This window comes from Bacillus sp. WMMC1349 (genome assembly GCF_013155385.1).
In the GTDB taxonomy this organism is placed as follows: Bacteria; Bacillota; Bacilli; order Bacillales; family Bacillaceae; genus Bacillus.
In genome coordinates this window covers 3,594,720-3,615,102 of sequence record NZ_JABJUQ010000007.1, presented here as the reverse complement: position 1 = coordinate 3,615,102, position 20,383 = coordinate 3,594,720, and the positions used below count along the sequence as shown (strand labels likewise).

Annotated in this window: 19 protein-coding genes and 1 pseudogene; 15 read left to right on the top strand and 5 right to left on the bottom strand. The window is 40.5% G+C overall.

From position 1 onward, the window contains the following. The first annotated feature begins 5 nt into the window (after positions 1–5). Both aspA and nhaC read left to right on the top strand, forming a co-directional pair. Positions 6–1,430 carry an aspartate ammonia-lyase gene (aspA, locus tag HOO54_RS20850; protein WP_172298718.1) on the top strand — a complete coding sequence of 475 codons (1,425 nt, stop codon included), beginning with the start codon at positions 6–8 and terminating at the stop codon, positions 1,428–1,430. Positions 1,431–1,605: 175 nt separating this feature from the next. Further along, on the top strand, positions 1,606–3,003 hold the full coding sequence (gene nhaC, locus HOO54_RS20845; RefSeq protein ID WP_172298716.1) for a Na+/H+ antiporter NhaC: 1,398 nt from the start codon (positions 1,606–1,608) through the stop codon (positions 3,001–3,003). Between the two features lie 384 nt (positions 3,004–3,387). Here the strand turns inward: nhaC and HOO54_RS20840 are convergent, their stop codons facing one another. Continuing rightward, the gene (locus HOO54_RS20840; protein WP_172298714.1) at positions 3,388–4,176 is read right to left on the bottom strand and encodes a formate/nitrite transporter family protein; all 789 of its coding nucleotides are present in this window, start codon (positions 4,174–4,176) and stop codon (positions 3,388–3,390) included. A gap of 670 nt (positions 4,177–4,846) precedes the next feature. On the opposite strand from HOO54_RS20840, the gene HOO54_RS20835 reads away from it, so the two are divergent. Genes HOO54_RS20835 through cydC form a run of 4 tightly spaced genes read left to right on the top strand, consistent with a single transcriptional unit; the run spans position 4,847 to position 10,719 of the window. Then, positions 4,847–6,253, top strand: coding sequence for a cytochrome ubiquinol oxidase subunit I (locus tag HOO54_RS20835; protein WP_172298712.1), 1,407 nt, complete (start codon positions 4,847–4,849; stop codon positions 6,251–6,253). After that, positions 6,240–7,256, top strand: coding sequence for a cytochrome d ubiquinol oxidase subunit II (cydB, locus tag HOO54_RS20830; RefSeq protein ID WP_172298710.1), 1,017 nt, complete (start codon positions 6,240–6,242; stop codon positions 7,254–7,256). The genes HOO54_RS20835 and cydB overlap by 14 nt, the downstream gene beginning before the upstream one ends. After that, positions 7,256–8,980, top strand: a complete 1,725-nt coding sequence (gene cydD / locus HOO54_RS20825; RefSeq protein WP_172298708.1) for a thiol reductant ABC exporter subunit CydD — start codon at positions 7,256–7,258, stop codon at positions 8,978–8,980. The genes cydB and cydD overlap by 1 nt, the downstream gene beginning before the upstream one ends. Beyond that, positions 8,977–10,719 carry a thiol reductant ABC exporter subunit CydC gene (gene cydC / locus HOO54_RS20820; RefSeq protein ID WP_172298706.1) on the top strand — a complete coding sequence of 581 codons (1,743 nt, stop codon included), beginning with the start codon at positions 8,977–8,979 and terminating at the stop codon, positions 10,717–10,719. Before cydD ends, cydC begins: the two co-directional genes overlap by 4 nt. A 47-nt stretch (positions 10,720–10,766) precedes the next feature. On the opposite strand, the gene HOO54_RS20815 is transcribed toward cydC, so the two are convergent. Then, positions 10,767–10,934 carry a hypothetical protein gene (locus HOO54_RS20815; RefSeq protein WP_172298704.1) on the bottom strand — a complete coding sequence of 56 codons (168 nt, stop codon included), beginning with the start codon at positions 10,932–10,934 and terminating at the stop codon, positions 10,767–10,769. A 189-nt stretch (positions 10,935–11,123) separates the two neighbouring features. Here HOO54_RS20815 and HOO54_RS20810 point away from each other — a divergent pair, with 189 nt between their 5' ends. From HOO54_RS20810 to tnpA, 7 genes and pseudogenes are all read left to right on the top strand, one after another. Further along, complete coding sequence (locus HOO54_RS20810; RefSeq protein ID WP_172298702.1) at positions 11,124–12,332, top strand: DUF418 domain-containing protein; 1,209 nt, start codon at positions 11,124–11,126, stop codon at positions 12,330–12,332. 36 nt (positions 12,333–12,368) lie between these two features. After that, positions 12,369–13,211 (top strand): NAD(P)H-hydrate dehydratase, encoded by an 843-nt coding sequence (locus HOO54_RS20805; protein WP_172298700.1) that lies wholly within the window; start codon positions 12,369–12,371, stop codon positions 13,209–13,211. A 210-nt stretch (positions 13,212–13,421) separates the two neighbouring features. After that, the gene (gene sigY, locus HOO54_RS20800) at positions 13,422–13,955 is read left to right on the top strand and encodes an RNA polymerase sigma factor SigY (protein WP_172298698.1); all 534 of its coding nucleotides are present in this window, start codon (positions 13,422–13,424) and stop codon (positions 13,953–13,955) included. Beyond that, positions 13,952–14,290 carry a YxlC family protein gene (locus tag HOO54_RS20795; RefSeq protein ID WP_172298696.1) on the top strand — a complete coding sequence of 113 codons (339 nt, stop codon included), beginning with the start codon at positions 13,952–13,954 and terminating at the stop codon, positions 14,288–14,290. The genes sigY and HOO54_RS20795 overlap by 4 nt, the downstream gene beginning before the upstream one ends. After that, on the top strand, positions 14,280–14,495 hold the full coding sequence (locus tag HOO54_RS20790) for a transcriptional regulator (RefSeq protein ID WP_172298694.1): 216 nt from the start codon (positions 14,280–14,282) through the stop codon (positions 14,493–14,495). Before HOO54_RS20795 ends, HOO54_RS20790 begins: the two co-directional genes overlap by 11 nt. Beyond that, the gene (locus HOO54_RS20785; protein ID WP_172298692.1) at positions 14,495–14,707 is read left to right on the top strand and encodes a PLDc N-terminal domain-containing protein; all 213 of its coding nucleotides are present in this window, start codon (positions 14,495–14,497) and stop codon (positions 14,705–14,707) included. Before HOO54_RS20790 ends, HOO54_RS20785 begins: the two co-directional genes overlap by 1 nt. A 102-nt stretch (positions 14,708–14,809) precedes the next feature. Then, positions 14,810–15,189 (top strand): annotated as a pseudogene (tnpA, locus tag HOO54_RS20780) (IS200/IS605 family transposase). Between the two features lie 209 nt (positions 15,190–15,398). On the opposite strand, the gene bslB reads toward tnpA, so the two are convergent. Continuing rightward, a complete protein-coding gene (gene bslB / locus HOO54_RS24505; protein WP_253907724.1) occupies positions 15,399–16,109 on the bottom strand; it encodes a biofilm surface layer hydrophobin BslB in 711 nt (236 codons plus the stop codon). Between the two features lie 364 nt (positions 16,110–16,473). Between bslB and HOO54_RS20765 the strand changes: the two genes are divergently transcribed. Together HOO54_RS20765 and HOO54_RS20760 are read left to right on the top strand one after the other, a co-directional pair. Beyond that, on the top strand, positions 16,474–16,785 hold the full coding sequence (locus HOO54_RS20765; RefSeq protein WP_172298686.1) for a PadR family transcriptional regulator: 312 nt from the start codon (positions 16,474–16,476) through the stop codon (positions 16,783–16,785). A gap of 14 nt (positions 16,786–16,799) precedes the next feature. Beyond that, positions 16,800–17,993, top strand: coding sequence for a chromate transporter (locus HOO54_RS20760; protein ID WP_172298684.1), 1,194 nt, complete (start codon positions 16,800–16,802; stop codon positions 17,991–17,993). Between the two features lie 23 nt (positions 17,994–18,016). Here HOO54_RS20760 and prpB read toward each other — a convergent pair whose 3' ends face one another. After that, the gene (gene prpB, locus HOO54_RS20755) at positions 18,017–18,937 is read right to left on the bottom strand and encodes a methylisocitrate lyase (RefSeq protein WP_172298682.1); all 921 of its coding nucleotides are present in this window, start codon (positions 18,935–18,937) and stop codon (positions 18,017–18,019) included. An 11-nt stretch (positions 18,938–18,948) separates the two neighbouring features. Continuing rightward, positions 18,949–20,376 carry a bifunctional 2-methylcitrate dehydratase/aconitate hydratase gene (locus tag HOO54_RS20750; RefSeq protein ID WP_172298680.1) on the bottom strand — a complete coding sequence of 476 codons (1,428 nt, stop codon included), beginning with the start codon at positions 20,374–20,376 and terminating at the stop codon, positions 18,949–18,951. Between the last annotated feature and the right edge of the window lie 7 nt (positions 20,377–20,383).

The window sequence follows — 20,383 nt, the reverse complement described above, 5'->3', positions numbered from 1 at the left end:
ATCAAATGAATGAGGTGCCTTACCGGACGGAAAAAGATTTTCTTGGAGAAAAACATATTCCAGCAGATGTTTACTACGGTATTCAAACTTTACGTGCAGCCGAGAATTTTCCAATTACCGGATATAAGATTCATGAGGAAATGATCAAGGCTTTAGCCATGGTGAAAAAAGCTGCTGCATTAGCCAATATGGAGACGAAACGTCTTTATAAAGGGCTTGGTGAAGCAATCGTCAAGGCCGCTGATGAGATCATTTCAGGGCAGCTGGTTGATCAATTTATCGTTGATCCGATTCAGGGCGGCGCAGGAACTTCAATGAATATGAATGTGAATGAAGTCATTGGGAATCGCGCACTTGAATTGCTTGGTCATCGTAAAGGTGAATACATTCATTTAAGTCCGAATACACACGTCAATATGTCACAATCTACAAATGATGTATTTCCGACAGCTATTCATATTTCAACGCTTATGTTGTTGGAGAAACTACTTGATACGATGGCATATATGCTTTCTGCATTTAGGAAAAAAGCAAGCGATTTTGATCATGTCATCAAAATGGGGCGCACTCATCTACAGGATGCTGTGCCAATTCGTCTCGGTCAAGAATTTGAAGCTTACAGCCGTGTCATCGAACGTGATATTAAACGGATTAAACAATCACGCCAGCATTTATACGAAGTCAATATGGGCGCCACAGCAGTGGGGACAGGTTTAAACGCTGATCCGCGCTATATCAAAGCGGTTGTCAAACATTTGGGAGAAATCAGTGACCTTCCGCTTGTGGGGGCTGAGCATCTAGTTGATGCGACACAAAATACAGATGCCTACACAGAAGTGTCTGCCGCTTTAAAAGTCTGTATGATGAATATGTCAAAGATCGCCAACGATCTCAGACTGATGGCTTCCGGTCCGCGTGCAGGATTAGCGGAAATTGCTTTGCCGGCAAGGCAGCCTGGTTCATCTATTATGCCTGGGAAAGTTAATCCGGTGATGGCTGAGCTGATCAATCAGATCGCTTTCCAAGTAATCGGAAATGATCATACGATTTGTCTGGCATCTGAAGCAGGACAGCTTGAACTGAATGTGATGGAACCGATCCTCGTTTTTAACTTGCTACAATCGATCAGTATTATGAACAATGGATTCCGATCTTTTACTGAGCATTGTGTAGCAGGTATTGAAGCCAATGAGAAACGTTTACAAGCATATGTTGAAAAAAGTGCTGGAGTGATTACAGCTGTTAATCCGCATCTAGGCTATGAAACAGCAGCTAGAATTGCCAGGGAAGCGATCTTAACGGGGCAATCAGTACGTGAATTATGCCTTCAATATGATGTCTTAACAGAAGCTGAACTTGATCTTATATTAAATCCATTTGAAATGACAAACCCGGGTATTGCCGGGGCTGAGCTCTTAAATCGAGATTGATGAAAAGAGCGGAAACGCATTGAAGCCTTGTCGAGTGTTTCCTTCTATTTGTCATACCATCAAACCCTTTTTCATGATATAATGCTTTAATGTAATATAGTTAAATTTTAAATAATTTCGGAAAATGATGATTCAACGCACTTTGTAAGCGTTTCATGCATGAGGGGGACAAATGTTGAAGAACACACGGCTGCCATCAATGTTAGAAATCATTGTTGTATTAGGCTCTTTTTTAGCTATCGTTGGTTTATTTACAGTTAAGTTTGATTTGCCGATACAGCTTGCTTTGTTTATTTCATGGTTTTTGGTGATTATGCTTGGGCTGCGGCTCGGTCACCGCTATCAAGATTTGCAACAGTCGATTACAACTGGAATTTCCAATGGCCTTGAAGCCATATTAATCTTGGTTGCCGTCGGTGCTCTAATCGGCACTTGGTTAGCTGGTGGAGTTGTACCGACTTTGATTTATTATGGTCTGGAATTTATTCACCCTAGTATTTTCCTGCTCGCAACTCTTGTGATTTGTTCGATTACATCCATTGCTACGGGAACATCGTGGGGAACCGTGGGAACAGCAGGGATTGCGATGATGGCGATTGGAGAAGGACTTGGAATGCCTCTTCCGCTTGTGGCAGGTGCTGTTTTATCTGGAGCCTATTTTGGTGACAAGTTATCACCGCTTTCAGATAGCACGGTGTTAGCTTCTTCCTTATCAAAAGTTGAAGTGATCACACATGTAAAAGCCATGTTGTATTTATCTGTTCCGGCTTATTTCATTACGGCGGTTTTATTTACGGTTGTCGGCTTTATTTACGGAACTAAAAATGTTGATTTAGAAAAAGTGGAGTTCCTGAAAAACGCATTACAGGACACGTTTGATATCCATATTTGGATGCTAGCTCCGGCGGTCATTGTCATCGTCCTTCTGGCGATGGGAAAACCATCTCTTCCAACGCTAGCCATTGGTGCACTGTTGGGTGCTATCTGGGCTGCAGTTTTTCAAGATATGAACTTTGCTCATGCAATTAAAACAGCATACAACGGTTATGTGATTAATACCGGCATTGATTTTATGGATAAGTTGCTGAACCGCGGCGGAATTAAAGGAATGCTCGATTCTGTCGTTGTGATTATTTTAGGTTTAGGATTCGGTGGCTTACTTGAACATTTGGGGGTACTTAAGGTCATTGTCTCCAAGTTTCAACGAAAACTGACTTCTGCAGGAAATGTAACATTATCTACGCTCATTGTCGCTTTCTTGGCAAACTTTTTTGGTTGTGCAATGTATGTATCGCTGATATTAACACCGAAAATTATGGAAAAAAGCTATGATGATTTGCGAATTGATCGAAGAGTGCTGTCCAGAAATGCCGAGGTCGGTGGGACGATGACATCAGGAATGGTCCCATGGTCAGATAATGGAATATATATGGCTGGAATTCTTGGTGTTTCAACATTAGCTTATTTACCGTTTATGTGGCTGAGCTTTGTTTCAATTGGGATTGCAATCCTGTATGGATATACAGGGAAATATATTTGGTACACAGATTCAAAAAAACAGGCTAACACTTGATGTGTTAGCCTAAGGCTGTCGAGATTTTCTCGACAGCCTTTATTTAAATGATTTGGAAAACCCCTGGCTATGCCTGAGGTTCCAGAGAGCTTATAGCGTGGTCATAAAAAACCTCACTTCATCTCACCATAGAAGGAGGTATGCCCTCGTGAAAGACATGCACAGTCTATCACACACAACATGGAATTGTAAGTATCAAAAGAAAAAGGAGCTGTCTAAAAAGTCCTTTTTCAACATAAATCAGGGGGAATTGCGAGATTCCTGCGGAAAGCGAGCAAATTCCCCAATTTTTATTCATCCACACGACTTACAGGACAGCCTCTTCAATACATAAAAAAACAGCTACTGTCTTATCAGTTATGATAAGTAGTAGCTGTTTTTAACTTATTTGATGACTTCTTCGCCACCTGGTTTGTTTGCATAATGATATAGAACTCCCATCATGACTGCTCCACCAACTAAGTTCCCTAATGTTACAGGGATTAAATTATGAATCGCACCTGCTAGAGAAACTGTATCTGGGTGTGGGCTTACTAAAGAGATAGCAAATACAGACATGTTGGCGATACTGTGTTCATACCCAGAAATGAAGAATGTGAACACAAACAGCATCATTGAGAACATTTTTGCTCCGTCTCCCTTTTGAGCCATTGGGATAAAAAAGGCGAGACACACGAGCCAGTTACAAAGAATTGCTTTGAAAAACAATTCAATTGTTGGAGTATTCATTTTATGATCGGCTATATGCATTAAAAAGTTTGTAGAAGACGGATCTTTAAACAGTCCAGATGCAAAGACGATTCCTGCAAAAAAGACCGCGCCCATAATGTTGCCGATATAGCTAAAAACTAAAAGCTTAAGAACCTGAGGCCAGCGTAATTTTTTACGAAGTCCTGCTAATGTAAAGTAAAAAGTATTCCCGGTGAATAAATCTCCTCCGCCATAAGCAATAAGTATAATAGCTCCTCCAAAAGTAAGTGCAGCGAGTGGATATGCTACCGGAGAGTGTTCGGCAAAAAATAAGTTTCCTGATTTAAAGGCGACAACTACGCCAAACCCAATAAACATACTTGCCATCATTGCACGTAAAAGGTAGCGAAGCAGGCTTTGTTGATAGATGCCTAATTTTTTTAAAGCGAGCTCCTCTACCAGAGTAAGTGATTTTGTTTCCATGTTTTACACCACCATCAAATGTTTAATTCAGTGAAGTATCTTCGATTACCTAAACAAGTATATCAGGATATTGTGAATGGCTTCACATTTTTTATGAAATTAATGTGACAATCCTGTTGGTAAATAGCGAATAAACTTGAATTGTTATGCTTGAAAACACTTACGTTTCAATGCATGTAGAAATATGTAAAAATTGCTCCCTGAGGTAGATTTGTTTTCTTAGTTTGTTCTACTTTAACTTCTCCTTATATACAATTTGCTGTTTCAAGTTTATTTCCATATGAGGCAGTAAAAACATTCACGATTTTGTGACAGCGGTCGGTTGTTTAAAATGATACTTAACCCTTGCTGGATAAGCTTTCATAAATTTTCAAGGTAAAAAATTACTATTGAATGACAAAAAAAGTTTGATTTTTATTCAATATTTAGCCACAAAATCAACCATTTTTTAGGTAATTAGGTCTTTTTTTATGTAATCATTAGGTGTAAATTACATATGTAAGATTTATTTATAAGTCAATAGGAGTATTTTGGGAATGGCTACTTGAACTTTCTTTCTATTGTATTTTGAGAAATGATCAAGCTCACTATTCATGCTAAGTTTGTGAAATATTGAACAAAGAAATGAATGAGAATTTGTATTGAACAAAGGAAATGGAGGAAGCAAGGGATGAATGAACTAATCTTAGCGCGATTTCAGTTTGCTTCAACGACGATCTTTCACTTTATTTTTGTTCCGATGTCAATCGGACTTGTGTTTATGGTCGCCTTGATGGAAACCCTGTATGTTGTCAAGAAAAAAGACATTTACCGAACGATGGCAAAATTTTGGGGGCATTTATTTTTAATTAACTTCGCAGTTGGAGTTGTCACAGGAATCTTACAAGAGTTTCAGTTTGGGATGAACTGGTCAGAGTATTCCCGTTTTGTTGGTGATGTGTTTGGCGCTCCGCTTGCAGTTGAAGCCCTGTTAGCTTTCTTTATGGAGTCAACGTTCATCGGTTTATGGATCTTCGGCTGGGATCGTCTGCCGAAGAAGGTACATCTGCTTTCGATCTGGCTTGTTTCACTTGGAACAATGCTGTCAGCATTTTGGATTTTGGCGGCAAATTCATTTATGCAGGAACCAGTCGGGTTTGCCATTAAAAATGGTCGAGCGGAAATGACAGATTTCTTTGCAATTATTAAAAATCCGCAATTGTGGGTGGAATTCCCCCATGTCATTTTCGGTGCACTTGCTACGGGAGCATTTTTTATCGCTGGTGTAAGTGCGTATAAAATATTAAAAAAACAAGAGGTCGTCTTTTTTAAACAATCCTTTCAAATTGCGATGGTCATTGCACTGATTTCTGGTTTAGGTGTCGCTTTTAGCGGACATGAACAAGCTCAACATCTTATGAAAAGCCAGCCAATGAAAATGGCTGCAAGTGAAGCGCTTTGGGATGACAGTGGAGACCCGGCTGCATGGACGATGATTGCCAATATTGATTCAGAAAACCAAAAAAATCACTCGGAAATCAGTATACCGTATGCACTCAGCTACTTAGCCTATAAACAGTTTAGCGGTGATGTTCCAGGAATGAAAACGTTACAAAAGCAATATGAAGAAAAATATGGAGAAGGAAATTATATTCCGCCAGTTAAAACAACTTTTTGGAGTTTTCGGATTATGGCTGGAGCAGGCGGTTTAATGGTATTAGCTGCTATAACAGGTCTGATCCTCAGCTTCCGCAAAAAGCTTGAGACTAGCAAATGGTTTTTACGAGGTATGGTCGCTCTCATCGCCTTCCCATTTATAGCGAACACAGCAGGTTGGATCATGACAGAGATCGGACGTCAGCCATGGACTGTAACAGGAATATTAACGACTGCACAATCAGTTTCGCCTAACGTCTCTGCCGGTATGCTTTTATTTTCGGTCATTGCGTTTACAGCGATTTATCTCATTTTAGCTATTGTTCTCGTATACTTGTTTATCCGTGAGATTAAAAAGGGTGCCGGACACCATGACCATCACCAAGATGGCCATGTGTCAACAGACCCGTTTGATCAGGAGGTTTATCATGGTATCTCTTAATGAACTCTGGTTTATACTAGTTGCTATTCTTTTTATCGGATTTTTCTTTTTGGAAGGTTTCGATTTTGGTGTCGGTATGGCAACCCGTTTTCTCGGCCGTAATGAACTTGAACGTCGGGTGATGATCAATACGATCGGACCATTCTGGGATGCGAATGAAGTTTGGTTGCTAACAGGTGGAGGTGCGATTTTCGCAGCTTTTCCACACTGGTATGCAACGATGTTTAGCGGTTACTATATTCCATTTGTGTTTGTATTGCTCGCTTTGATCGGACGTGGTGTTGCATTTGAGTTTAGAGGTAAAGTAGAAACGGCGAAGTGGACGAAAACGTGGGATTGGGTCGTGTTCTTTGGCAGTCTTTTGCCTCCGTTTTTGTTCGGTGTTTTATTCACCAGTATTTTACGGGGAATGCCAATAGACGCTAATATGAATTTGCATGCTGGTTTTACCGATTATGTGAATGTTTATTCTGTCACTGGCGGAGTCACTGTTACACTGCTATGTCTTCTGCACGGTTTGATCTTTATTACGCTCAGAACAGAAGATGATTTACGGGACCGTGCACGACAATTGGCTCAAAAAATTGTTTTCCTTGTCTTGGCAGCACTTGTTGTTTTTGTTGCTTTGTCAATCTTTCAAACCGATCTATTCACAGGTCGCGGCCATATCACGATTCCGCTTGCAGCTTTGATTGTTGTCTGCTATGTCTTGGCGATTATGTTTATGAAACAAAAACGCGATGGTTGGTCATTTGTCATGACTGGTGCAGGAATCGCGCTTACAGTGGGGACGATTTTTACGGCACTCTTTCCGCGCGTTATGATTAGTTCAATAAAAAGTGCATATGATTTAACCATCTATAATGCTTCTTCAGGCGATTATTCGTTAAAAGTCATGACGATTGTGGCATTAACATTACTTCCATTTGTACTGGGCTATCAAATTTGGAGTTATTATGTATTTCGGAAACGTGTTAGTCATAAGGAGCCTATGATCTATTAATGGGAAAAGATCTCTTTCAATATAAAGGAATAAAACGCATTCTCGCGGTTCTGACCGGACTAACTTTGATTCAAAGTGTCGCAATCATTATGCAGGCTGAATGGTTGGCAGAGGCAGTTACTCGCCTTTTTAATGGAGAACAAGTCGGGGCGATCAATCTGCTAATGATTCTCTTTATCTCGGCATTTCTGCTTCGACATGCCGTGACACTTGTCAAACAGCGGATCGTTTATCATTATGCCGCTGAGACCGGGGCCCAGATGAGAAAGGCTTTTCTCGAAAAACTTTTTCAGTCAGGACCGCGGCTCACAAAAAAAGCAGGAACAGGGCAGGTGGTGACACTTGCCCTTGAAGGGATCACCCAGTTTCGCCGTTACTTGGAATTGTTTCTCCCAAAGATGATCAGTATGGCGGTTATCCCAGCTGTAATCGTTGTCTATTGCTTTTTTAAAGACAAATCATCTGCATTGATTTTAATTGTGACAATGCCTATTTTAATTGCGTTTATGATATTGCTAGGGTATGCCGCGAAAAGGAAAGCTGACAGCCAGTGGAAAACCTATGAGACACTTTCAAACCATTTTACAGACTCGCTCCGAGGACTAGAGACATTAAAGTTTTTAGGTTTAAGCCGCTCACACACGAAAAATATCTTTAAGGTGAGTGAACGTTATCGGAAAGCAACGATGAGTACACTGAGAATTGCTTTTCTATCATCATTTGCGCTTGATTTTTTTACAATGCTGTCTGTGGCAACTGTGGCTGTTTTTCTCGGGCTCGGCCTTGTAGAAGGGCATATTCATCTCGGTCCCGCGCTGACCATTTTAATTTTGGCGCCAGAATTTTTTCTGCCAGTTCGCGAAGTCGGCAATGATTATCACGCCACATTAAATGGTCAGGAAGCAGGGAAATCTATCAAGAAAATTTTAGATATGCCTGCTTTTAAAGAGGAGGAACCTCTTGAACTTGCTGAATGGGCTGATGAAGCTCAACTTGTCTTAAAAAATATCTCAGTGCAGCATGGAGAAGAAGAAAGCAGCTCGTTAAGTGATATATCCCTATGTTTAAAAGGGAAGAAAAAAATTGGGATTATTGGAGAAAGCGGCGCTGGAAAATCAACACTCATTGATGTTCTAGGCGGTTTTTTAGAAACGAACAGCGGTGTCATTGAGGTTGGCGGTCAAGAGAGAACACATTTACAGACTGAAAGCTGGCAACGTCAGCTTCTATATATCCCACAGCATCCATATATATTTCCAGATACGCTTTGTGCCAACATTCGTTTCTATTACCCAGAAGCTTCAAATGAAGAAGTCGCACAGGCAGCAAAGGCCGCTGGACTTACAGAACTAATCAACCAGCTTCCAGCAGGGCTTGAGGAACAAATTGGTGAAGGCGGGAGGGCATTGAGTGGTGGTCAGGCACAGCGGATAGCTGTTGCGCGGGCTTTTCTCGGAAATCGTCCGCTTCTTCTTTTAGATGAACCGACAGCCCATTTGGATATTGAAACAGAATATGCAATCAAAGAAACGATGCTCAAATTATTTGAAGATAAGCTTGTCTTTATGGCGACACACCGGTTGCATTGGATGCTAGATATGGATGAAATCATCGTGCTGCAGGACGGGAAAGTGGCGGAAACCGGAACACATCAAGAATTGATCGCAAAACATGGTGTGTATTACGATCTCGTTCAGGCACAGTTGTTTGGGGGAGCATCATGAAGAAAGACCAGTGGATTTTGCCATACGTAAAAAAAAATATCAAATTGTTTATGATCGTCATTTTGTTAGGTGGATTGACCGTTTGTTCCGCTGCTAGTTTGATGTATACATCAGGTTATTTGATCTCTAAAGCAGCGACCCGGCCGGAAAATGTCTTAATGATTTATGTACCGATTGTGGCGGTTCGGACTTTTGGAATTTTACGTGCCGTATCACGATATGTAGAACGGCTGACAAGCCACCATATGATTTTAAATATCCTATCTGATATGCGAGTGCGTTTATATAAGATTCTTGAGCCGCAGGCACTGAAATTACGATCACGTTTTCGCACAGGTGATATGCTTGGAATTTTGGCGGATGATATTGAACATTTGCAGAACATGTATTTAAAAACCGTCATTCCCAGTATAGCGGCTTTGCTTTTGTATATCGTATTCATCATTGCTCTCGGCTTCTTCTCTTGGCTTTTTGCTGGTCTTGTTGCAATTTATGCGGCTGTCCTCGTATTTCTTGTTCCACTCGTTTCATTGCTGGTGACAAGAGCGAAAAATACAATGTTGAAACAAGGGCGCAGTAAATTGTACCGCCAATTAACAGATGCTGTGATGGGTGTGAGTGATTGGGTATTTAGCGGTCGGCAAGCAGATTTTATTAGCGCTTATGAAGATGCAGAGAAGAAGTGGTTTGAGATTGAACAGAAACGTCAGCGCTTTACTCGCTGGAGAGATTTTGCTGTGCAATGTCTTGTGGCAGGATTGGTCTTGATTATGCTTGTCTGGGCCGGGGGACAGAGTGCCGCAGGCTCACTACCCCATACCTTTATTGCTGCGTTTGTGTTGGTTGTTTTCCCGTTGACAGAAGCATTTTTTCCGCTTTCTGATTCAATCGGGTCCATTCCTGAGTATCAGGATTCCTTGCTTCGGATTGAAAGATTGCAGTCAAAAGAGGAAGCAGAAGATCAAGTTGTTCCAGCTGTAAATGCTGAAGACATTCGTTTAAGTAATGTGACCCTTTGTTTTCATCATGTTTCCTTTTCTTATGAAAAACAACAGCCTGTCTTAGATGGCGTTTCTTTTACATTGAAACAGGGTGAAAAAATCGCTTTGCTTGGACCGAGTGGTGCAGGAAAGTCAACGATTTTAACATTGATAGAAGGTGCGCTGTCACCGACTTCAGGGCAGGTCACGTTTAATGGTATGAAGGCAGAATCGTTTCGTGGAAATATTTCTCATGTTGTCGCTGTTTTGAATCAAAAGCCGCATTTATTTGATACAACAATCTTAAATAATATTCGGCTTGGTCATCCTGAAGCAAGTGATGAAGAGGTATACTGGGCAGCACGCCAGGTGAAGCTTCATGACTATATTGAATCATTGCCCAATGGTTATCAAACATCTGTACAGGAAACAGGTAACCGTTTTTCCGGTGGTGAGCGGCAGCGGATTGCATTAGCACGGATTTTGTTGCAGGGGGCACCAATCGTTGTTTTAGACGAACCGACCGTTGGACTTGATCCGAAAACGGAAAGAGAACTGTTAATGACGATGTTTGAAGTACTTGATGGGAAAACTGTTCTTTGGATTACCCATCATTTAGTTGGGGTAGAAGCAGCTGATCGAATTCTTTTCCTTGATCATGGAAGTATCAAAATGGAAGGAAGCCATCAAAAACTTCTAAAAGAAAATCCCCGTTACCAGCGACTTTATCAACTGGATGCCCCAATTTTGCGGGACTAGACACAGACATACAGCAGCTTCAGATATTGATCTGGAGCTGTTTTTTGTCATACAGCAGACAATAGCCAAATGAGCGGTTTAATGAAAATGAACATGATGTTGATCAGTTTATCATGGTTTGCAAAATTGATGTGATAAGACGTGATGATGAAAATACTGAGACAGACGAACAGAAACAACCAAAACAGGTGTAATCGCCTTTTATTTCTGCCCAATCAGAACGCCCCCTAACAATAATGCTAATTCCGATCTTTATTATATGAGAGATACCATTGTTAAACGATGAACCAAAGACAGAGATGGACTAAGTCTCAGGTCTAAATTTAGCAAGATTTAAGCCTGTTATAAACTGGGGTTAAACGAAAGCTGATAAACTGGATTCATTAAAGGGGGGAGTGAAAAGAATGGATCAATATCCATCACAGGGAAAAAGAATCATTTGGATTGATCAAGCACGAGGGGTTGCACTGCTTGGAATTTTGCTTGCGAATATGCTGTTGTTTCAGTATGGGATGTGGGGAAATTTATCTGTTAAAACATTAGAAACATATGATTATTGGGCCTATGAGTTACTTCGGATTTTTGTTGTTGATAGCTTTATGCCGTTATTTGCTTTTTTATTTAGCTATGGCATCGTTCTGATGAAAGACAGGTTTGATCAAAAAGGTCTTGGTGCATACCGGATTGTCTTTGTTCGACGCTTTTTGATTTTGATAGGTTTGGGTTTATTGCATTGTTTTTTCGTTTGGGATGGAGACATTCTCCGTATTTACGGAATAATTGGGATAGGACTGGTGTTTCTGTTTATCAACCGGAAACCGAAAACCATTCTTATGTGGGCGATCATATTGTTTGTGACACATATCTTTGTGATTTTTGGTCTGAGATTGGCATCGCCTGATCAATTGGTTGAGTCTCATCGTCAGACAGCTGAGATTATGCAAAATGGCAGTTATTGGGAAAATGTGTTTTACCGAATAAATGGGGCTGCTTTCTTTCATTTGGATGATTCACTGCCAAGCTGGGCGTCATTAGGATTATCCATCCTCCTTCTGGTTGTGGTGATCATCCCTGTTTTTGTTCTTTCACCATTTTTATTTGGTATGTATGTAGCAAAAAAGAGGTGGCTTCATAAACCTCAGCATCATATCCGGAGAATCCGGAAAGTTTTCTTTGTCAGCTTGGTTCTTAGTATTCCGTTAAAAGCTTTACCTATTTTCTGGGACACGCCATTTATTTTTATTGTGAGTGATGGTGTAGGACCGCTGGCTTTAACATTTTGTTATATATCGGGAATCATACTGTTGATGGAAACAAGGAAGGGACAGCGAGTTTTAAAACCTTTCGGTATAGTTGGAAAATTATCACTAACGAACTATTTATTTCAAAGCATTATCATGACGACTATCTTTTACGGTTATGGTTTAGGATTGTACGGAAAGCTTGGTGTGTGGGTTGGTATCGGTCTTGCCGTCTTGTTTTTCCTCTGTCAGATCGTTGCTAGCTTTTGGTGGACAAAGCGGTTTCAAATGGGACCATTTGAATGGCTGTGGCGGTTGGGCACATATCATAAAGTACCCGCTATTATGAGGAAGTCCAATGTGTCAAAATAGTTAAATAAACGTTTGTTTAAAAGGGGGTTAGCAGAGATGTTTGCTGAAGATCTACCGATTTGGACGAAAAAACATGTACAATCAACCTTACCAAAACGAGGCTCTGCCAGCCATAAAGGGACGTATGGTACAGGGCTTTTGCTTGCCGGAAGTCCTGAGATGCCTGGAGCTGCACTGCTTGCCGGACTTGGTGCAATGCGAAGTGGGATCGGCAAACTTGTGATCGCTACATCTGAAAGTGTTATACCGATGATTGTACCCAGTCTACCCGAAGCTACTTATCTACAAAATGGCATGGAAAAGCTAGCCGAAGAAGGAATTGAAGAAGATTACCGAGCAATTGCATTTGGACCTGGCATTCCTCCTTCACAAACAGTAGAATGTGCTGTTGAGCAAATATTAGACAAACAAATTCCTGTTGTCTTTGATGCTGGTGCTTTATCAATCAGAACATACCCTGCTCGGGAAGCACCCATAATTTTGACACCACATCCTGGTGAAATTTCGCGAATGACAAATACTTCAATTCCAGAGGTGCAGAAAAAACGCGGTTTTTTTGCCAAAGAACAAGCGAAAACACTCGGAGTGACGATCGTTTTAAAAGGAAAACAAACCGTGATTGCTTTTCCTGATGGAGAGTGTTGGATCAATCAAACAGGCAATAGTGCTTTAGCAAAAGGAGGCACTGGTGATACATTGACTGGGATGCTTTTGGGTATGCTCTGTTGTCACGAAAATTGGAAAGAGGCTGTTTTGAATGCTGTATACCTTCATGGTGCCTGTGCTGATCAGTGGAGTGAAACCCGTTCACCACATACATTGCTTGCTCATGAAATTTCGGATTTGCTGCCTTTCGTTTGGAAAATGTATCAAGTGTAACATCAAAAAAACGTCCGGACAGAAAACCGGACGTTTTTTAATGTTAAGATGAACTTTCTTATCTTTTTGTTCCCCTTTTTCTAACCTCTTTTCAAGTACATCTAAATGAAAATTCACAAACAGAATGATTTTATTGGAATCGGATTGAACGGTTTGTAAGTGGCTGTCGTCTAATCATTAGAGACAAAAGGAAGGAGGTTTGGCGTTTTTGTGGATCAGCTAGATGAAAAAGAACTTATCATACAAGCAAAAAACGGAAAGGATAGCGCCTTTACAAAACTGTTTCAGCTAAACCATTCCTTTTTATATCAATATCTATTGAAGTTAACTTTCAATGCTGATTTGACAGAGGACTTAGTTCAAGAAACGATGTTGAAAGCATATATCAACCTTCAGCAGTTTCGGGGAAATGCCAAATTTTCGACATGGTTAATTTCAATTGCTTCCCGACTGTTTATCGATGACCAGCGACAGAAAATACGAGAAAACCGCAAGATGCAGGAAGCTGGAGAGGAAGCTTTGCGGAAAATGAAATGGGAAGTGTCGCTTCATGGACATGAATGGAGCGACTATTTGGAGCTGTTCGCCAAACTTGAACCGGAGTTTAAAATGCCGATCTTATTAAGGCATTATTATGGGTACACATATTCTGAAGTAGCTAAAATCTTAAAAATAAAAGAAGGTACTGCCAAATCCCGTGTTCACAATGGTTTAAAGAAAATTCGAAAGGAGTGGGATGAGTGAAGGAGCGCGATGAAAAAGAGACAATCTCTCATTTGAAACAGGAATTTAAAAAAATAGATGACATCTTTGAACCTGCAAGCCCCCCTCAATTTGAGCTGGACCAGCGTTTAGCTCTATTTAAAAAGGAGCGTAAACGGGCAGTACAAAAGGAGTTGCTTTGCTTTATTATGTCGGCATTCGTGATTTTGTCCGTTTACATCACAATCTCGATTCGTGTACCCGTCATATTTTTGACAGTGCAAGGGGTAGCGTTTGTCCTTCTTCCAGTACTGCTCCTGCTTAAAAAGAAATGGTGCCGGAAGATAGAGATGGAGGGTGATTTAGATGAATCTTGATTTCAATCAAGATACATTGTTGGTCCTGTTATTGCTTTCACCACTTTTATTTACACAAAGTATTTTGCTCTTTCTTGATGCCAAGAAAAAGGGGAGCAATGCTTGGTTTTGGGGAATTTGGGGCCTTATTCAAACACCGACACCGCTATTATTTTACTATTTATTTGTCGTTAGGCCCTTTCTCAAGAAAAGGAGGACGAAATAATGGCTGGATCTGAAATACCTTGGGAAATGATTACCCCTTTTATTTTGTTATATCTTATCCTTGTGGTTTCTGCATTGTTAAACTGTGTCAAAGAGAAGGAAACAAACGGTCCCAAATGGCTGTGGTTTCTTATTATTGTAGGGATTAGCATGATCGGACCCATTTTGTACTTTATCGTTTTCCGACAGAAGACTCCCTCCTCAGTCGTGTGAAGGGCGAAGCCAAACGATAGGTGGGAGATGAATGTCGGTTCGGCGATAGCCTAAAGGCTATTTTGTTTACCAGTCTTATATAAGATAAAGGCTGATGTTACAATGAAATTAGACAGTAATAATCATTCAGTGTTCTCAATGTATTATCAATATCGTAGAGAAGTCTTTGATGATAAAGTATCTGACTATGCTAAGGATATGTTTGTAAAGCTAGGCAAGAAATACAATATCCTCTAGTTGAGTGGAATCATGATAAAGACCATGTTCACATCCTGTTCAAAGCACATCCTAACACTGAATTATCAAAGTTCATCAATGCTTATAAAAGTGCTAGTTCACGATTAATTAAAAAAGGTTTTCCGCAGGTTAGAAAAAAGCTGTGGAAAGAAATGTTTTGGTCAAGAAGTTTTGGCTTACTAACAACTGGTGGTTCTCCCATCAATGTAGTTAAGAAATATATTGAAAATCAAGGAATGAAGTGAGGTGAAAACAGAATTTGAATTTTTGTTCTTTAATGCTTTATTTAGTTGATCTCCTGTGCTTACAGTTACAGTCCTCTCAACTTCTCTACTTTTTCAAAACTATTTTCTAGCCATGAAAAAACTCCCCCAAGGCAGACAGATTTTTTTATTTCATCTGTCTACCTTTAGGGGAGCATATCAGCCAGCGTGCTAAACTATTTTTTACTTATTTACTTGCGAGGAGCAATCAGTAAGTTTGTTTCAGTGTGATTGAAGTTTTTTCCATTTTGCTGCAATTCAGCAGTAATTTTGTGAGTACCTGCATTCGGAAGCGTTTTCCGAACCATCACTAGTTTAAACTCAGACGAACTTAAAGCATTGACGGGAACTCTAACAGTCTGTCCATCATCTAAAATTTGTGTTGAGTCAAGTGTTTTTCCATTTAAAGTATCCCGTGTGCTTGCATGGAATCGATATGGAAAGTGGAATACCACATAGCTTGCACCTATTGATATATTCGGTCTGTAAGTAATTTCAATGTCAGAAGTTGTCCATTCTATAACGCTTTGAACAGTTTTTGCTTCCAATGTCGGCTGTTTTGTCGGATTTCCTGGATCACATGGATTACCTGGTTTGTTTGGGTTATCCGGTTTGCCTGGATTACATGGATCACCTGGTTTGTTTGGGTTGTCCGGTTTGCCTGGATCACATGGATTACTTGGTTTGCATGGGTGCCCCGGATGAGGCCAATGCGGATGTCTATGTTTCGGCGGACAAAAGATAGGACATTTAAAGTGAAAACATTTTGTGTGCATTTTTGTGTGCATTTTTGTGTGCATTTCTCGGGCGCTTGCACTCTGAGTTGGAAGAAGCATGGACAAAAAAGTTGCTGAAGCTACTAGACCAATACTAATTTTAAGAAATAGTTTACGTTTGAGCATGGTATGTCCCCTCCGATTGGAATAATTTATAAAATGGACGTCCAAAACATTGAAGAAAAGGATAAAACAAGATCGCGATCTACTAAATTCCTTTTCTTGCTTTGAATTTACCACTTTCTATTAAGCAAGTAAATATATTTTTATTAAATTTCTAAAAAAAATTAGAATTCTAATTTTTTTGTAAATGATATGGAATTTATAAACATGTTTTTACAAAAAAAGTTGCGCTGTAATCAATTTTTATGCTTATAAGTAAAATTTAGTAAATATATTCTAATTGTATTTTAGGAATAAACAATGTTAATCTTAATATTGTTTATCGATATCGAAATCCGATATTATATAGTCTTTAGGAGGTTACAAATTGGAAGAAAGAATAGTGAGGAAACTATTTCTTGGATTCATTCAAATTCACATTTTGCATCATGCCAATCAACATCCGATTTTTGGATTGTGGATGTTAGAAGAATTAAAGGAACACGGATACAACGTCAGTGCGGGTACATTATATCCGATTTTTCACTCAATGGAGTCAAACGGACTTCTTCAAAAAGAAGAACAAAAAGTGGACGGCAAGATTAGAAAATATTACACCACTACTGAAAAAGGAGTAAACATTTTAGAGGAAGCAAGAATAAAAGCGTATGAGCTGTTTAAAGAGATTAAAGACAAGTAAAAAGGAGTGAGTTGATGTCAAAGCATAAAGCAAACAGAGGAATCAAGTCATTAATCGAAATTTTATTTGTCTCAACAAGACTTGGACTGACATCTTTTGGTGGACCCATCGCTCACTTAGGATACTTTCATGCTGAGTATATCCATAAACGAAAATGGCTTGATGAAAAAAACTATGCTGATCTGGTTGCTTTATGTCAGTTTCTCCCTGGTCCAGCAAGCAGTCAGGTTGGAATCGGAATCGGTGTCATGCGTGCCGGTATCCTCGGTGGGGTTTTGGCCTTTATCGGTTTTACACTTCCATCTGTTATCGCACTTATTTTATTTGCCTTAATTGTCCAAGGACTTGATATTGCAAATGCTGGTTGGATTCATGGTTTAAAGATCGTTGCTGTTGTCGTTGTTGCCCATGCAATTCTCGGTATGGCACAAAAATTGACGCCAGATGTAAAAAGAAAGACAATTGCTTTGTTGGCGCTGTTGGCAACGTTGTTGTGGCAAACGGCTTTTACCCAAGTCGGTGTCATCATCATCTCGGCCTTTATCGGTTATTATATTTATCAACAGCAAAAAGAATCAACTAAATCTGTTATGCCATTTCCTGTATCGCGAAGATTTGCATTCATATGTCTGAGTTTATTTTTCGGGCTTCTTATTTTTCTACCCGTATTGAGTGAATTGACTGCCAGCAGATGGATTCAGATGTTTGATCACTTTTACAGATCAGGTTCGTTAGTCTTTGGCGGCGGCCATGTTGTTCTGCCGTTATTAGAGCGAGAATTTGTTCTGACAGGATGGTTGAGTGAAGAGGCATTTCTAGCTGGCTATGGGGCGGCACAAGCTGTGCCAGGTCCTTTGTTTACATTCGCCTCATATCTTGGCGCGGTTATGAACGGCTGGCAGGGCGGATTGCTTGCGACAGTAGCGATTTTTTTGCCGGCATTTCTGCTGATCTTGGGAGCATTGCCGTTTTGGGATACCCTTCGCCGTAATCCAAAAATAAATGGCGCTTTAATGGGGGTCAATGCTGCTGTAGTGGGGATTTTGATTTCGGCATTTTACGAGCCCATTTGGACGAGTTCTATTTTAGAGCCGCTTGATTTTGCTTTTGCAGCGCTTTTATTTAGTATGCTTGTCTACTGGAAGCTGCCTCCATGGGTCATCGTTGTCACAGGTGCAATTGGCGGTTTGTTTATGACATTTTTTTGAAAAAGAAAAAGACTGCCTTATGATCAACAGTCTTTTTCTTTTCCTATTTCAGGAAGTGCGGTTTTAGCAATGTTTTTGTCTAACTCTTCATAATCATCGTAATGAATGGCATCATATAGTTGTTCACGGGTTTGCAGATCATGGAGTACATCTTTTTGTGTTCCTTTTTGATAAATGTCTGAAAAAACTCGTTCATATGCCTTCGCTGCAGCCCTTAGTGAAGTAACTGGATAAATCACCATGCTGTAGCCAAGCAGTTGGAATTCTTCTGCTGTATAATAGGGAGTTTTCCCAAATTCAGTCATATTAGCTAGCAGAGGAGCATTTACTGCGGAAGCCAGCTCCTGAAATTCTTCTGCGTTTGTTAATGCTTCCGGAAAAATAGCATCAGCGCCTGCCTCTATATAAAGATTGGCACGGTTAATGGCTTCATCTATTCCTTCAACCGCTTTTGCATCTGTTCGCGCCACGACGACAAGGGAGGGTGCCGTTTTCTTTATCGTTTTAATCTTTGCGATCATCTCTTCTGCAGAAATCAGTTTTTTCCCGTTTAAGTGTCCGCATTTTTTAGGGAGTTGCTGATCTTCAATTTGGACAGCAGCGACCCTGTTTTCTGCCATTTCTGCTGCTGTTCTTGCAACATTTAAGACACCGCCATAACCTGTGTCAATATCGACTAAAACAGGTAGGTTTGTGGCTCTTACCAATTCCCGGGCTTTTTCTGCCATCTCTTGTGACTGGATCATGCCAAGGTCTGGTATTCCGCGGCTTGCTGTATAGGCTGCACCAGAGAGATAAAGTGCTTGAAAACCGATGCTTTTAGCCATGATAGCTGCCATACCATCATGTGTGCCTGGTATTTTTAATATGTCTGGTGCGTGAATGAGTGTTTTGAAAGTTTCCGCCAGCTCTGTCTGGCTGATTTGCTTTGTGACAATCCACATCTTAACACCTCCTAAATCACAAACAGTTCCATAAAATCCGGGACGGTCGTGTTTTTTAATGTGTGCGGATCATTTAAGAGAGCGGTGATTTGTTCTGTCTGTCTTTTAGGAAAACGAGTTTTCAAATTGTCAATAAATTTTGCCTTTAGCAATGGAATGCCTTCAGTACGTCGACGTCGATGGCCGATTGGATACTCGACGACAACATTTTCTGATTGTGTGCCATCTTTATAAAAAATTTGGACGGCATTTGCGATTGACCGTTTTTCAGGATCAAGATAGTCTGTGGAATATTGTTTATTTTCCACCGTTGTCATTTTGGCGCGAAGACGATCAATCTCTGGGTTTTTCGCTGTTTCATCTTCATAATGGTCAGCTGTGATTTCTCCATAAATCAAACCGATTGCTGTTATATATTGAATACAATGATCGCGATCTGCAGGATTGTGTAATTCCCCTGTTTTATCAATGATTCTGATCGCTGATTCATGCGTCGTGATGACGACTCGATCGATTTCATCAAGTCTATTCTTTACTTGATCATGGAGCTGAATAGCCGCTTCTGCAGCTGTTTGAGCGTGAAATTCTGCCGGATAGGAAATTTTAAAGAGAATGTTCTCGATCACATAGCTATTAAGCGGGCGGTCCAGCGATATTTGTTCACCGCCAAACAGAACATCTTGGAAGCCCCACATTGGTGCAGACAGAGCAGTTTGATAGCCCATTTCTCCTTTTAAGGTCATGAGAGAAAGCCTAACTCCGCGGCTTGTTGCATCACCGGCTGCCCACGACTTTCGAGAGCCGGTGTTCGGTGCATGCCGATATGTCCGCAAGCTGGAGTTATCAACCCAGGCTTGGGAAACAGCATGAATGACATCCGTTTTTGTACCGCCGAAAAGATGACAGGCTACAGCAGTAGAAGCGACTTTAACGAACAGTACATGGTCAAGGCCTTTTCTATTCAAACTATGATTCAGAGCAAGGACACCTTGAATTTCATGGGCTTTTACAATTGCTTCAAGCACATCACCCATTATGAGTGGTTTTTTACCGGTGGATAGTTGCTGTCTACTCCAAAAATCAGCGGAGGCCAAAATTGCTCCCAAGTTGTCTGACGGATGCCCCCATTCTGCAGCTAACCATGTATCATTGTAGTCAAGCCAACGTATCATGCAGCCAATATTAAAAGCCCCTTGAACGGGATCTAATTCAAATTGTGTACCAGGAATGCGGGTACCGTTTGGGACCTGAGTTCCCGGAACAATTGGTCCGAGATGTTTCGTGCATTCAGGATACCTAAGTGCCAATATTCCGCAGCCCAGTGTATCCATTAAAACAAACCGTGCCGTTTCAATTGCTTCTTCACTGTTAATGGTGCCATTCACTGTGTAATCTGCAATGCTTTCTAGTAATGAGTCACATGTTTCAGTCGTTATCATCAATATC